Genomic DNA, 14,399 nt, shown 5'->3' with positions numbered 1-14,399 from the left:
TCGGGCGGTCACGCCCGGCGGGCCCGGCGCAGCCAGAGGAGTCCGGTCACCGGCAGCACCAGCGGCAGGAAGAGATAGCCCATGCCGTAGTCGGACCAGACGGTGGCGTCCGGGAACGCCGACGGCTCGGCCAGGGTCCAGGTGCCCACGGTGAGGACGCCGATGAGTTCGGCGGCACAGCACACCATCGCCAGCCGGCGGGCCCGCTCGCCGCCCCGGACCAGCGAGACCAGGATGAACGCGTAGACCAGCGCGGCGACGGCCGAGAGCACGTACGCCAGCGGCGCCTCGTCGAACTTCATGAGCATCTGGACCACGGAACGGGACGTGGCGCCCACCGTGAAGACGCCGTAGAGCAGCACCAGCAGCCGGCCGGGTCCTTCACCGAGCCGCCCGGCGCGGATTCCGGGGGCCGGTTCCGGCCCACTGTCCGCCGGGCCGCGGGGACCGACGACGGACTCCCGCGCGGTCGCGGAGTCCGGCGCCGCAGTGGACTCCTGGGCGGCGGGCTCCTGGGCAGCGGCGGACTCGCGTGCCGCGGCGGACTCCGGCGCGGTGGTGGACTCACGTGACGCGGCGGACTCAGGCACCGGAGCCTCCCCAGATGTCGAACAGCCGCACCTCGAGCACGGCCAGGACCACGGCACCGGCCGACACCGTCGCCGACCCCCACCGGGTCCGTTCGGACAGTGAGAGGAATCCGGCCGCGGGCACGGCGGCGGCGGCGCCCAGCAGATACGCGACGAAGATGGCGGTGCCCTCGTGCGGCTTCTCCCCGCCTGCCAACCGCACGAGACCGACGGCGAGCTGGACGACGACGAGCAGGGTCACCACGGCCATGCCGATGAAGTGCCAGTCCTTGGTCGGCTGGTCACGGTGGAAGGCGAATCCGCACCACGCGGCGAGGGCGAGCGCGGTCCCGCCGACCACGATCGTCAGCGCGTCGATCACCGGGACCTCACCGTGGAGCGGCGCGGCCCCCGGGCGCGCGCGGTCAAGCGGTTGACAAGCATGGGACGACTCTAATGCGCCCGAAACGCCCGGCTGCGCGCGCCCCCGGAACCGGAACGTAGGCTCCCGCCCCATGAAGATCTCCGCTGACGCGCTGCTGTTCGACATGGACGGAACCCTGATCTCCTCGATGGAGTCGGTGCTGCGGTGCTGGACCCGCTGGGCACGGGAGCACGGCATATCCGCCGAGGAGTTCGCCCGGATCCCGCTGCACGGCCGCCCCGCGGCCGAGATCATCGCCGATCTGCTGCCCGCGGAGCGGATCCCCGGGGCGCTGGCCCGGATCGAGCAGCTGGAGGTCGAGGACGCGCGCGGCGGCGTCGTGATCCTCCCCGGCACCCGGGACCTGCTCTCCTCGCTGCCCGACGGCGGCTGGGCCGTCGTCACCTCCGCCACCCGCCGGCTCGCCGAGGCGCGGCTGGCCGAGGCCGGGATCCGTCCGCCGCTGCTCGTCGCGGCCGACGACATCACCCGCGGGAAGCCGGACCCGGAGCCGTTCCTGCTCGCCGCGGAGAAGCTGGGCGCCGCTCCGGAGCGCTGCGTCGTCTTCGAGGACGCTCCGGCCGGGCTGGCCGCGGGCCGCGCCGCCGGGATGCACACCGTGGCGCTGGCCACCACACACGAGCCCGCGGAACTGCGCGCGGACACGCTCGTCACCGACCTCTCCGCGGTCTCCGCACGTCCCACGGACTCCGGAATCGAGCTCTCCGTACGCCTCTGAGCTGCGATGTTTCAAAGGGTGATCAAATGCGTCCGCCATGTGGACGCATTTGATCGGCCCGCACAGGTGTCTGCTTTACTGGCCCGCATGACCACGACGAGCTGCCGCACCCCTGCGACCGAGGCGATGACGACGCCCGGTGCTCGTTGCCTGTGTCGAATGTGTGACCGCTGAGGGCCCCCGCCTGAGCCTCGCGCCCCGAAGCGAGACCGCTTCCCCCTGCCCGATCCGGCAGGAGAGAGCCCCGCTGCTCCGCACGCACTGACGTTGCGGACCGCGTCCTCCCGCGTCACGTTCCCTCCGGCCCGTCCGGACCACCCCCCCCGCACCGTGACGCGCCCCGAGACGAATGCCCCCGTGCCCGGTGGCGATCCCGCCGCGCACTCGAAGCAATGGAAACCCCCTGTGATCACCACAACGGGCCTGACCAAGGTCTACCGCTCACGAGGCCGTGAGGTCACCGCCCTGGACGGCGTCGACCTGCACGTCCGCGAGGGCGAGGTGTACGGCGTCGTGGGCCGGAGCGGCGCCGGCAAGTCCACCCTCATCCGCTGTGTGAACCTGCTGGAGCGCCCCAGCTCCGGCACGGTCACCGTGGACGGCCGGGACCTCACCGCCCTCACCGGCCGCGGCCCCGGGATCCTCCCCGGCGGCAGCCGCGCGGGCGCCGCACTGCGCCAGGCGCGCAGCCACATCGGCATGGTCTTCCAGCACTTCAACCTGCTGTCCTCGCGTACCGTGCAGGACAATGTGGAACTGCCGTTGGAGATCCTCGGTGTCTCCGGGCGGGAGCGCTCGCGCAAGGCCCTGGAACTGCTCGACCTGGTCGGCCTCGCCGACAAGGCCAAGGCCTACCCGGCGCAGCTCTCCGGCGGCCAGAAGCAGCGCGTCGGCATCGCCCGCGCCCTGGCCGGCGACCCGAAGGTGCTGCTCTCCGACGAGGCCACCTCGGCGCTCGACCCCGAGACCACCCGCTCGATCCTGCAGCTGCTGCGCGACCTCAACCGGCAGCTCGGCCTCACCGTGCTGCTCATCACGCACGAGATGGACGTGATCAAGTCGGTCTGCGACTCCGCCGCGCTGATGAAGGGCGGCCGGATCGTGGAGTCGGGCACCGTCTCCGACATCCTCGCCACCCCCGGCTCCGAGCTGGCGGACGAGCTGTTCCCCGTCGGCGGTGAGGCCTCCGGCCCGGACCGTACGGTCGTCGACCTCACCTTCCACGGCGAGGCCGCCACCCAGCCGGTGATCTCGCAGCTCTCGCGCACCTACAACATCGACATCTCCATCCTCGGCGCCGCCATGGACACCGTCGGCGGCCGGCAGGTGGGCCGGATGCGCATCGAACTGCCCGGACGCTTCGAGGAGAACGTCGTCCCGATCGGCTTCCTGCGCGAACACGGACTGCAAGTGGACGTCGCCGGCCCCGAGGCCGCCGTCGAGCTCGCCAAGGAGGGCGCCAAGTGACCTGGCCGGAGATGCAGCCCCTGCTGTCGCAGGCCTGTTGGGACACCCTCTACATGGTCGGCTGGTCCACCCTGCTCGCGGTCGTCGGCGGGCTGCCGCTCGGCGTGCTGCTGGTCCTGACCGACCGTGGCGGACTGCTGCAGAACATCGTGGTGAACAAGGTCGTCGGCGTGGTCGTGAACATCGGCCGCTCGCTGCCGTTCATCATCCTCATGGTCGCGCTGATCCCCTTCACCCGCTCGATCGTCGGCACCACCATCGGCCCGGAGGCGGCGATCGTCTCCCTCGCCGTCGGCGCGATCCCGTTCTTCGCACGGCTCGTCGAGACCTCCGTGCGCGAGGTCGACCACGGGCTGGTCGAGGCCGTCCAGGCGATGGGCGGCAGCACCTGGACCGTCGTCCGCAAGGCCCTGCTGCCGGAGTCGCTGCCCTCCGTCGTCGCCGGGCTCACCACCACCGTCATCGCCCTCATCGGCTACTCGGCGATGGCCGGGGCCGTCGGCGCCGGCGGCCTGGGCGACGTGGCCATCCGCTACGGCTACCAGCGGTTCGAGACGGACCTGATGCTCATCACCGTCGGCGTCCTGGTCGTGATCGTGACCGCGGTCCAGCTGACCGGTGACCTGGCCGCTCGCCGCCTGTCCAAGCGCGGCCGGTCGGTCTCGGCGGCCACCCGGTGGCGGATCCTCAGCCGGCCCGCGCCGGGCGCGACGACCCTCAACCCCTGATCTCCCTGCACCACCCCCAGCAGGGCGTACCACCCATGGAGAAAGGCACTTTTCGTGCGTAACACTGCCAAGATCGCAACGTCCGTCCTCGCCGCGGGAGCCCTCACCCTGGGGCTCTCCGCCTGCGGAACCGGATCCGGCTCCGCCAAGGCCGACGCGAACGCCCCGCTCAAGGTCGCCGCGAGCCAGGTCCCCCACGCGGAGATCCTGGACTACGTCAAGACCCACCTGGCGAAGAAGGCGAACCTCGAACTCGAGGTGCAGCCCTTCACCGACTACGTGACGCCGAACACCGCCACCCAGGACGGCTCGGTCGACGCCAACTACTTCCAGAACCAGCCCTACCTCGACGACTTCAACAAGAAGAAGGGCACCACCATCGTGCCCGTCGTCACCGTGCACCTGGAGCCCCTGGGCCTGTACTCGCACAAGGTGAAGAAGGCCGACGGCCTGCGGAGCGGCGCCACCGTCGCCATACCCAACGACACCGTCAACGAGGCCCGCGCGCTGAAGCTGCTGGACGCCAACGGCATCATCGAGCTCAAGAAGGGCGCCGGCAACGAGGCCACCCCGCGGGACATCGCGAAGAACCCCAAGAAGCTGAAGTTCAAGGAGCTGGAGGCCGCCCAGCTGCCCCGCTCCCTCGACGATGTCGACGCCTCGGTGATCAACGGCAACTACGCCATCGACGCGAAGCTCAAGCCGGCCAAGGACGCGCTGGTCCTGGAGTCGCCCAAGAACAACCCCTACGGCAACTTCCTGGCCGTGAAGAAGGGCAACGAGAAGGACCCGCGGGTGAAGAAGCTCGCCAAGCTCCTCACCAGCCCCGAGGTCAAGAAGTTCATCGAGGACAAGTACGACGGCTCCGTCACCGCGTCGTTCTGATTCCCCGTCCGGCCGGACCCCGCCGGGGCCGGGTGGCGGCGTCCCCGACGGGATTCCGCACCCGGCCCCGACGGTTCTCCGTACACCCCCGGCGGACTGCCGGTACCGGAACCCGCAGGCCCGGCCCCCGCGCTGGTCGGCTCCGGACGGCACCCGGCCGAACCGGAACATCCGGTCGTCCCCGAACACCGAGGTGACGCCGGGGTGTCGGACCGGATACGGACACCGCGCCCCGGCCCCCGGACACGGCTGCCGTTCGAACAGTGAGGCGATGGTTCCGCACCCCCGGCCGGGAGTGCGGAACCATCGCTTTCGGCCACTCCCGGCACTCCGTCATCTCCCGTTCCCACCCTGCGAGATGACCCCCAGGCTGCGTTTTCGCAGGCCGATGCTGCATGCTGGGCTTTCTGGCAGGTCCCTGGCTACGGAGCGGCGCATGACATCCACCTTCCCGGACATCACCATCAGCACCGAACGGCTGGTGCTGCGCCCGTTCGAGGAAGCGGACGTGCCCGCGCTCACGGACATGATGAACGACGAACTGGTGACCGCCTGGACGCCCGTCCCCCAGCCGTACACCGCCACCGACGCCCGCGACTGGGCCACCCGCCTCGCCCCCGCCCAGCGCACCGAGGGCCGCGGTGTCGTCTTCGCCGTCACCGAGTTCCTCACCCAGCGGCTCGTCGGCACCGTGAACCTGCGGAACACCGACTGGCACTGCCTGTCCACCGAGGCCGGCTACATCACCGCCCCCTGGGCCCGCGGCGAGGGCTACGCCTGCGAGTCGATGCAGGCCGTCGCGCTCTGGCTGTTCCGGGACCAGAAGTTCGAGCGGATGGAACTGCGCACCGCCGCCGACAACACCGCCTCCCAGCAGGTCGCCCAGAGGATCGGCTGCATCAGCGAGGGCGTACTGCGCAACGCGGGTATATGCCGCAGCAAGGTGGAAAACGGTACGGACGGCAGCTGGACGGACATGCGCACCGACCTGATCGTGTGGAGCCTCCTGCCGGAGGACCTGGAAGACCTCTCGGGCGCTCTGACGGACGCGAGCGGCTACCCCGCGTACCCCGACTGGAACTGAGAGCCCGGACCCGGACGGCGGCCCCGCCGGCGGGCCCGCCCCCGCGCGTCGAGCCGCACACCCGCAGCGCACAGGCCTGGACCTGCCCGGTACTGTGCAGCCCCGGGGCGAACCCCCGCACCCCGGGTGCCCCGCTCGCACACCCGCGGGCACCACCTGAGACCTCCCAGGAGACTGACGACGATGTCCGACCGGGTCACGGTGATCGGATGGGACGGCTCGCCGCTGACCACCGCTGCCCGCTCCGCGCTCGGCGCGGCCACGCTGGTGGCCGGAGCCGCGCACCACTTGGCGCTGCCGGAAGTGCCGCCCACGGCCGAACGCATCCGGCTGGGCAGTGTCGGCCTCGCGGCCCGCCGGATCGCCGCCCACCGGGGCAGCGCGGTCGTCCTCGCCGACGGGGACCCCGGCTTCTTCGGCGTCGTCCGCACCCTGCGCACCCCCGAGTACGGGCTCGAGGTCGAGGTCGTCCCGGCGGTCTCCTCCGTGGCCGCCGCCTTCGCGCGGGCCGGCATGCCCTGGGACGACGCCCAGGTGGTCGTCGCCCACGGCCGGGACCTGCGCCGCGCGGTCAACGTCTGCCGGGCCCACACCAAGGTCGCCGTCCTCACCTCACCCGGCGCCGGCCCCGCCGAACTCGCTCTGCTGCTCGGCCGGGTGCACCGCACCTTCGTCATCTGCGAGGAACTCGGCACCGACCGGGAACAGGTCACCGTCCTCACCTCCGACAAGGTCCCCGACCACACCTGGCGCGACCCCAACGTCGTCATCTCCATCGGCGGCTCCCGGCTCGTGCCCGGCGCGGCCGGCCAGGGCGGCGGCTGGATAGCCGGCCGGGACCCGGTGCCCCCGCCCGCGGTGCGCGGCTGGGCCCTGCCCTCCTACGACTACGGCTCCGTCGAACTCGGCGAAGGGGAGTCCCCGCAGCTCAGAGCCGCTCAACTGGCACGGCTCGGGCCCCGCGTCGGCGATCTGCTCTGGGACATCGGGTCGGGCAGCGGCGCGGCCGCCGTCGAGGCCGCCCGCCTCGGCGCCGCCGTCATCGCCGTCGACCGGGACCCCGACGCCTGCGGCCGCACCGCCGCCGTGGCCCGCCGCTTCGGCGTCCAACTCGAGCTGGTGCACGGTGTGGCACCGCAGATCCTGGAGGACCTCCCCGAGCCGGACGTCGTCCGGGTCGGCGGCGGGGGAGCACCCGTCGTCGCGGCGTGTGCCGCGCGGCGGCCGGAACGGATCGTCGCCCACGCCCCGACCCGGGACGCCGCGGAGGCCATCGGCCGCGCGCTCTCCGATGCGGGATACGCGGTGGAATGCGCCCTGATCCAGTCTGTGGAGTTGGACACGTCGGGCCCCTCGGCGTGGTCCGAACGGGAGCGCGCGGTCGCCTTCCTGCTGTGCGGCCACCGCATTCCCCGGCTCTGAGCCGGTCTTCCGGCATTCGCCCCCTGACCTGTGGACCTGCCCGCGCGGGGTAGGCTGGCGGACCGTTGTACTGCCGCGCGGCGTTCGGCGCTTCGTTCGCCAATGTCCCGAAAACACCCCCGGTTTGAGGTGAGCGGGTACGACGATCGGGGGACGCGCGACGTGCCGCGCTGCGCATACGCTCGTTGTCCCTACGGGCGGTCGCCGCGCCGTGGTCGGGCGCGCCGGACGAGCGGTGGGAAGGATCACTACCAATGGGCGAGGGGTACGCATGACTGACACCGGCCAGGTCCCGGGCGAGGGACTGCCGGAGAACGCAGGCGGACAGCAGGAGATGCCGCAGTATGCGACTCCCTCCGCCCCCGCGGGTGCCGGCCCGTCGGAACAGCCGGGTCCCATGCCGGGCCCCGACGCGTACGCCTACCCCGGCCGCACCGGCGCCGGGGACGACGAACTGCTGATGCCCGGGGCGCAGGGCGCCTGGAGCGACCAGCCGCCGCAGGTCCCCTACCCGGGCGCGCCGGACTACGGGGTCCACACCCCTCATCCCGGGCAGACCGGGCATTCCATGCAGGCCGAACACTCCGTGCAGACCGAGCACTCGGTCTACGCGGACCCCGCGCAGCACGGTGACCCCTCCTTCGCCGGACAGGTCCCGCCGCAGGTGCACCTGCCGCACCAGGCGCAGCCGCACCAGCCCCACCACGGCGCCGGGATGCCGGACCAGGGCGGGTACGACCCCGCGATACATCCGGCCGGAATCCCCCCGCAGCCCGGGGCGCACGGCCTGGCCGGGCAGCACTCGGAGGCCGCGGCGGACCGGTCCGGCACGCACGAGACCGGCGGCCGCGACACCGGCTCGGTCGACTACGGCTCGGTGCGGATCCCGCACCCGGCCTCCCCGCAGTCCGCCCCTTCCGCCTCCTCCTCCGCCGCTCCGACGGCTCCGGCCACGCCCTCCCGGCGGCCGCTCCACATGGGACCTCCGGTTCCCGAGACCTCCGGCGGGGTCGTCCGCTCCCTCGCCGACCGCGGACCGGCCGGGGCGCCGGCGCCGCGCACGGCCGGGCCCGCCACGGTGGGGCCGGAGTACCTGGACGTCCCGCGTGAGGACGCTCCCTCCGTACCGCTCTACGCGGAGCAGCCCGCGGCGTCACTGCCCGGCCCGCAGCTCGGCGAGATCCCGTCGCAGCACACGCCCTGGGAGGGGCCCGCGGCGGACTCCCCGCAGGCCGGCGCGGCACAGGCCGCCGCCACGGCGGAGGCTCAGCCGGGTACGGCCACCCCGCCCGCCGGGACCCCGGTGGACGCGGCCGGTCCGGCCCCCGCGGCCGGGGAGCCCGGCCCCGGGGCGGAACTCCCGACGGCGGCCGAGGCCCTGGCGGCGCCCGGGACCGTCCCGGCGCCCGAGGTGTCGGCAACTCCCGGAGCCGAGCCCGCCGCGGGCGCGCCGTCCGGTGAGCAGCCCGCTCCGGGCGCGGCCGAGCCCGCCACGGAGAGCCCGGCTGTCGAGGCCCCGGAGGGGCTGCCCGGCGCCGAGTCCGCGGCCCCGGCAGGCCCGGGGGGCTCCGACGACCCGCAGGCCGCAGCGGCCGGTGCGGAGGCAGCCGTGCCGTCCGACGGTGCGGAGGGGGGCATTCCGGAAGGTGGGACCTCCGGAGGCGACGACGGGGCGACGGCCCCGGACGCCGCGGCGCCCCCGCAGGCGCCGGTGGGCGAGGGCGATGCCGACCCGCAGTCCGACGGCGCGCCGGTGCCGGGGGAGGCGACGGCCGAGGACCGGGCGTCCGAGGCCGCCGACGCCGTACCCACGGCCGGACAGGGAACGGCCGGACAGGGAACCGTCGGGCAGGGATTCGTGCTGGCCGACGCGCTCGTCCGGCCGCAGTCGGCCCCGGGGGCGGATCCCGCACCCACGGCGGACCCCGCATCCGAGGCCGAGGCCGGAGCCGAGGCGGACGCCGCATCGGGCGCCGACGCCGAGGCCGCGGTGGAGCCGGAGCCGGCCGAGGCCGCTGCGGACGCCACGGCGGAGACCACGGCGGACGCCTCGCCGGAGGCCGCGGCTGCGGCCGGTGCGGAGGCGGTCAGCGGGACCGAAGCGCCGGAGGCCGAGCCCGAGCAGGCCCCTGCCCCCGGGACTGAGACCGATCAGGCCGCCGCCGAGGCGGTGCCGGACCCCGCCGCGGAGCCGGATGCCGACGCGGAACCGGCCGCTGCCGCGGAGCCGGATTCCGGGACACCGGCCGCTGCCGCGGCCCAGGAGGAGCAGCCCACGGAGCAGACCCCGGCGGACCCGGCCCGGGCAGCCGAACCGACCGCCGAGCCGACCGCGGACCAGCCCACCGGCACCCCGGCCGCCGACGACGCCGGAACGGCCGACGAGGCCGGAACGCCCGCCGACGATGCCGGGACGCCCGTGAACGACGCGGACCCGGCGCCGGATTCCGACGCATCGGGCGCGAACTCCGCGGGACCGGCGCCGGACGCCGCGGAGCCGGAGGCGGAGGCGGAGAGCGTGACCGAGGGATCCGACGACACCCCGGAGGCCGTGGACGACCTCGCCGTCATGCCCGGAACCGCCGCGGCCGGATACGACGAGGCCGAGCGCGAGGCCGTGCTCCGGGTCATGCGCGAGCGCCGCGACATCCGCAACGGATTCCGCACCGACCCGGTCCCGCACGACGTCCTGCTGCGCGTCCTCGAAGCCGCGCACACCGCGCCCAGCGTCGGACACTCCCAGCCCTGGGACTTCGTGGTCATCCGGTCCGCCGAGACCCGGCAGGCCATGCACGAACTGGCCGTCCGTCAGCGGGAGGCCTATGCGAAGTCCCTTCCCAAGGGACGGGCGAAGCAGTTCAAGGAACTGAAGATCGAGGCGATCCTCGAGACCCCGGTCAACATCGTCGTCACCGCGGACCCGACCCGCGGCGGCCGCCACACCCTGGGCCGCCACACACAGCCCCAGATGGCCCCCTACTCCTCCGCGCTCGCCGTGGAGAACCTCTGGCTTGCGGCACGCGCCGAGGGCCTGGGCGTGGGCTGGGTGAGCTTCTTCGACGAGCGGGAGATGGTCCGCACGCTCGGCCTCCCGGAGCACCTGGAGGTCGTCGCCTACCTGTGCGTCGGCTACGTCGACGAGTTCCCCGACGAGCCCGAACTGCTGCAGGCGGGCTGGTCCAAGCGCCGCCCGCTGTCCTGGGTCGTCCACGAGGAGACGTACGGCCGCCGCGCCCTCCCCGGGGAGGACCCGCACGACCTGCTCGCCGAGACGCTCCAGGGCATCCGTCCGCTCGACGCCAAGGCCCTGGGCGAGGCGTGGGAGCGGCAGAAGCGGATGACCAAGCCCGCGGGCGCCCTCGGCATGCTGGAGATCATCTCCGCGCAGCTCAGCGGCCTGTCCCGGCAGTGCCCGCCGCCGATTCCGGAGCCCGCGGCCGTGGCGATCTTCGCCGGCGACCACGGTGTGCACGCCCAGGGCGTCACCCCGTGGCCGCAGGAGGTCACCGCGCAGATGGTCGCCAACTTCCTGGGCGGAGGCGCCGTCTGCAACGCCTTCGCGAATCAGGTGGGGGCCGAGGTGTGCGTGGTGGACGTCGGCGTCGCCGGTGAGCTGCCGAAGACCCCGGGGCTGCTGCCGCGCAAGGTGCGGGCCGGTACGGACGACTTCACCGCCGGGCCGGCGCTGTCCCGCGAGGACGTGCTGCGCGCCATGGAGGTCGGCATCGAGACCGCCCGTGACCTGGTCGCGGCCGGCAACAAGGCCCTGCTGACCGGCGAGATGGGCATCGCGAACACCACCGTCTCCGCCGCGCTCATCTCCGTCTACACCGGCGTGGACGCCGGTGAGGTCACCGGCCGGGGCACCGGTATCAACGACGAGACGCACGCCCGGAAGGTCGACGTCGTCCGGCGGGCCCTGGAACTGCACCAGCCGGACCCGTCCGACCCGGTCGGTGTGCTGGCCGCGATCGGCGGCCTGGAGCACGCGGCGATCGTCGGCCTGCTGCTGGGCGCCGCCTCCCTGCGCACGCCCGTCATCCTGGACGGCGTCAGCGCCGGCGCCGCGGCCCTGGTGGCCCGGGCCATCGCGCCGGAGGTGCTGGCGGCCTGCATCGCCGGCCACCGGAGTGCCGAGCCGGGCCACGTCGCGGCGCTGACCAAGCTCGGGCTGCGGCCGCTGGTCGATCTCGACCTGCGGCTGGGCGAGGGCACGGGCGCGCTGCTGGCGCTGCCCCTGGTGCAGAGCGCCGCACGGGCGATGCACGAGGTGGCGACCTTCGACGCGGCCGGCGTCACGGAGAAGGCGTAGCCGCACCGGCGGCGGGGGAGCGGCCACCGGGCGCTCCCCAGCCGCCGGAACGGTCCTCGGGGCCGAAGAGTCCGTCGGGCTCCGAAGCGTGCGACGGGCCGAGCGGAGGCGACGTCGGCACAGGCCGCCACCGCAACCGCCCTCGCCCCGGCCCGAAATATCCTCCGCCCCGGCTCGGACCCACCGCGCGGGCGCCGAGGTCGTCAGGCGGGCTGGACGGTGATGGTGCAGAGGCGCTTGGTGGCTCGGGTCAGGGCCACGTACAAGTCCCTTTCCCCACCGGGGCGGGCCGTGATGATTTCCTCGGGGTCCATGACGACGACCCCGTCGAATTCCAGGCCGCGCGCTTCGGACGCCGGCACGATGCGTGCGTGGTGAGCGATGCCCTGGGCTGTCAGCTCGCTCACCCTGGTGTCCGCGCAGATCACTCCCAGAAGCTCGCCCGGGTGCGCGGCGCTCTGGCCGCGGAGTTCCTGAACGACGGCGGTGACCAACCCGTCCGGAGGTGTGGTCACGGTGCGAGGGCTCTCACCGCTTCGCAGTGACCGTGTGGGCTTCTGGTCCGGAGCGATCCGCGTGAGCAGATCCCGGACGCTCTCCAGGATCTCCTGCGTGGTGCGGTAGCTGACGGTCAGGTGGTGCAGTGCGAACCGCGGTCCGACGTGGGGGCTCAGTGCTTCCTTCCAGTCGCGTGCTGTCGCGACCGGGCCTGCCTGGGCGAAGTCGCCCACCAGCGTCATCGCCCTTGCCGGGCAGCGGCGGACGATCATCCGCCACTGCATGGCGGTCAGTTCCTGCGCCTCGTCGACGACGACGTGTCCGTACGTCCGCTCGGGGGGACCGTCGACCAGGCTCGCCGCCTCGTCCAGCAACGGCACATCGGCATCGGTCCACGGGGCGTCCGGACCGCGCAGCAGAAGGGACCGCTCCTGCGCGGTCAGGCGGGGGAGGCGCTCGGCGAGAGCGCGGGCGTTCGTCAGGAGCGCCTTCACGAGGTCACCGGGTACCAGCCGCGGCCACAACACCTCGACCGCTCGGTCGACGCCGGCGTCGTCGAGGAGATCGGCCCGGATGGCGTCCAGGTCCAGCTCGTGGACCGGACCCGGGTCGGCCGCACCTTCGGCACGGCGCTGTGCGACTCCCGTGAACCGGTCGAGGTTCATGCCCGTCATTTTTTCGGCATCGACGTCGATCTGCTCCACGAGGTCGCCCATGTCCCGTTGCATCGCGTCGGTGACGGCGTCGACCAGGAGCTCTTTGAACACCCGGCGCGCGGGGTTGTGCCCCGGTGCGGCTGCCACGGCGGTGTCGCGTGCCGTGGCGACTTCCTCGCCGGAGAGGTGAACCGGTTCCTGTCCGACCCGCACGGTGAAGTCACCCGCGGGGGCTTGGTGGACGCGCAGCAGGCCGGCCAAGGCGTCGGCGAGGTCGGAGCCGCCCTTGAGGCGCGCCGTATCGAACGGGTCCACCGTGTCCGTGGACACTCCGGCCAGTTCCCGGCAGGTCGCCAGAACGACGTCGTTCTCCCCGAGTGAGGGAAGGACCTGGGAGATGTAGTCGAGGAACCGGGCGTTCGGGCCCACCACCAGGACACCCTCCTCCGCGGCGCGCGGGAACGCGTACAGGACATAGGCCGCCCGGTGCAGGGCGACCACCGTCTTGCCGGTGCCGGGCCCGCCCTGCACCACGGTCACCCCGCGGTGGGCGGAGCGGACGATCTCGTCCTGCTCGGCCTGCAGCGTCGCGACGGCCGCGTGCATCCTGCCCGTACGCCGCGCCGACAGAGCCTCGGTCAACGGGCCGTCCCCCACGACGTCCTCGTCGGTCGGGGCGGTCCCGTCCAGCAGTTCGTCGCTCACCGAGATGACCGTGCGCTCCTCGAGGCGCAGGTGCCGGCGCCGCCGCAGGTCCATGGGGTGGACCGGTGTCGCCTCGTAGAAGGGCCGCGCCGCGTTCGCGCGCCAGTCCACGAGCAGAGGCAGGTCGTCCTCCTCCGTGTGCAGTCCGATCCGCCCGATGCGCAGGGCCGTACCATCCGTCCAGTCGATGCGCCCGAAGACCAGCCCCTTTTCGGCACCCTCCAGCCGGCCGATTTCCTTGGCCAGACGCTCGGCGGCGTTTTCTCTCTCGTATGCCTCACCGGCGCCGTCCGCCGGGGCCTTCAGCACACTCGCTCGGTTTTCTCGCGCCTCGGAAAGCCGCTCGGTGAGCAACTCATACAAGGAGGACACATAATCCCGCTCCGATTCAAGCGCACGCACAGCGGGATCATTCATTTTCGACAACAGGGGGCTCCTTCGATTCGAGCCACACCATACGGTCGAAGTGCCCTCAAGATAAGTCTTGACTTACTTGGTGAAGTCATGGCCCTGTGACGGAATCCATGACGGCTGACCCTGTGGCGTATCATGCATTCCGCCATTCCGTATATCGCTGATTGCGCTCCGGATGCCCTTCTGCCTTATGGGCGAGCCCGCCCTCGGATGCCGGCGATGTTCTGCCGTGCTCGGGAAGGCGGAAGGTCCGGCGAGGCGGCCGGCGCCGTCGAGCTCACTGCCAGGGCATCTGGTCGCTTCGTCCGGCGACCCGACCGAGGAGGCGAGCGCGGAATAGGCCAAGCCCCCGACCGGTCCACCGCTGCCCGACCTGTGCCGACGGCCCGTCTCGGGACCGCAGCACCACGCCGCCGTCGGTCGCGGCCGACACAGAGAACGGATCGGTGAATTCTCACCCCGTTCGCCGCCGTGACGCCGGAGGAAGACTCGTCCG

10 protein-coding genes are annotated in these 14,399 nt (G+C 73.0%); 7 read left to right on the top strand and 3 right to left on the bottom strand.

Translation table 11 applies throughout. From position 1 onward, the window contains the following. Nucleotides 1-8 precede the first annotated feature (8 nt). On the bottom strand, nt 9-404 hold the full coding sequence (locus AC3EQ1_RS02390; RefSeq protein ID WP_432092630.1) for a hypothetical protein: 396 nt from the start codon (nt 402-404) through the stop codon (nt 9-11). Between the two features lie 178 nt (nt 405-582). Continuing rightward, on the bottom strand, nt 583-951 hold the full coding sequence (locus tag AC3EQ1_RS02385) for a hypothetical protein (protein ID WP_432092534.1): 369 nt from the start codon (nt 949-951) through the stop codon (nt 583-585). Between the two features lie 133 nt (nt 952-1,084). On the opposite strand from AC3EQ1_RS02385, the gene AC3EQ1_RS02380 reads away from it, so the two are divergent. The 7 genes from AC3EQ1_RS02380 to cobT all read left to right on the top strand — a co-directional run bounded on the left by AC3EQ1_RS02380 (nt 1,085) and on the right by cobT (nt 11,630). Beyond that, complete coding sequence (locus tag AC3EQ1_RS02380) at nt 1,085-1,732, top strand: HAD-IA family hydrolase (protein WP_432092533.1); 648 nt, start codon at nt 1,085-1,087, stop codon at nt 1,730-1,732. Nucleotides 1,733-2,137: 405 nt separating this feature from the next. After that, nucleotides 2,138-3,199 carry a methionine ABC transporter ATP-binding protein gene (locus AC3EQ1_RS02375; RefSeq protein WP_432092532.1) on the top strand — a complete coding sequence of 354 codons (1,062 nt, stop codon included), beginning with the start codon at nt 2,138-2,140 and terminating at the stop codon, nt 3,197-3,199. Continuing rightward, nucleotides 3,196-3,927 carry a methionine ABC transporter permease gene (locus AC3EQ1_RS02370; protein ID WP_432092531.1) on the top strand — a complete coding sequence of 244 codons (732 nt, stop codon included), beginning with the start codon at nt 3,196-3,198 and terminating at the stop codon, nt 3,925-3,927. The genes AC3EQ1_RS02375 and AC3EQ1_RS02370 overlap by 4 nt, the downstream gene beginning before the upstream one ends. A 54-nt stretch (nt 3,928-3,981) precedes the next feature. Then, on the top strand, nt 3,982-4,812 hold the full coding sequence (locus tag AC3EQ1_RS02365; RefSeq protein WP_432092530.1) for a MetQ/NlpA family ABC transporter substrate-binding protein: 831 nt from the start codon (nt 3,982-3,984) through the stop codon (nt 4,810-4,812). 436 nt (nt 4,813-5,248) lie between these two features. Further along, entirely contained in the window at nt 5,249-5,896 is a 648-nt protein-coding gene (locus tag AC3EQ1_RS02360; RefSeq protein ID WP_432092529.1) for a GNAT family N-acetyltransferase, read from the top strand. Nucleotides 5,897-6,079: 183 nt separating this feature from the next. Then, the gene (gene cbiE / locus AC3EQ1_RS02355; RefSeq protein ID WP_432092528.1) at nt 6,080-7,318 is read left to right on the top strand and encodes a precorrin-6y C5,15-methyltransferase (decarboxylating) subunit CbiE; all 1,239 of its coding nucleotides are present in this window, start codon (nt 6,080-6,082) and stop codon (nt 7,316-7,318) included. 271 nt (nt 7,319-7,589) lie between these two features. After that, the gene (gene cobT, locus AC3EQ1_RS02350) at nt 7,590-11,630 is read left to right on the top strand and encodes a nicotinate-nucleotide--dimethylbenzimidazole phosphoribosyltransferase (RefSeq protein ID WP_432092527.1); all 4,041 of its coding nucleotides are present in this window, start codon (nt 7,590-7,592) and stop codon (nt 11,628-11,630) included. Nucleotides 11,631-11,833: 203 nt separating this feature from the next. Here the strand turns inward: cobT and AC3EQ1_RS02345 are convergent, their stop codons facing one another. Next, the gene (locus tag AC3EQ1_RS02345; RefSeq protein ID WP_488187137.1) at nt 11,834-13,906 is read right to left on the bottom strand and encodes a HelD family protein; all 2,073 of its coding nucleotides are present in this window, start codon (nt 13,904-13,906) and stop codon (nt 11,834-11,836) included. Between the last annotated feature and the right edge of the window lie 493 nt (nt 13,907-14,399).

The organism is Streptomyces sp. bgisy100, from assembly GCF_057709105.1.
The sequence above is the reverse complement of the archived record's forward strand: the minus strand, read 5'-3'. Positions and strand labels throughout refer to the sequence as shown.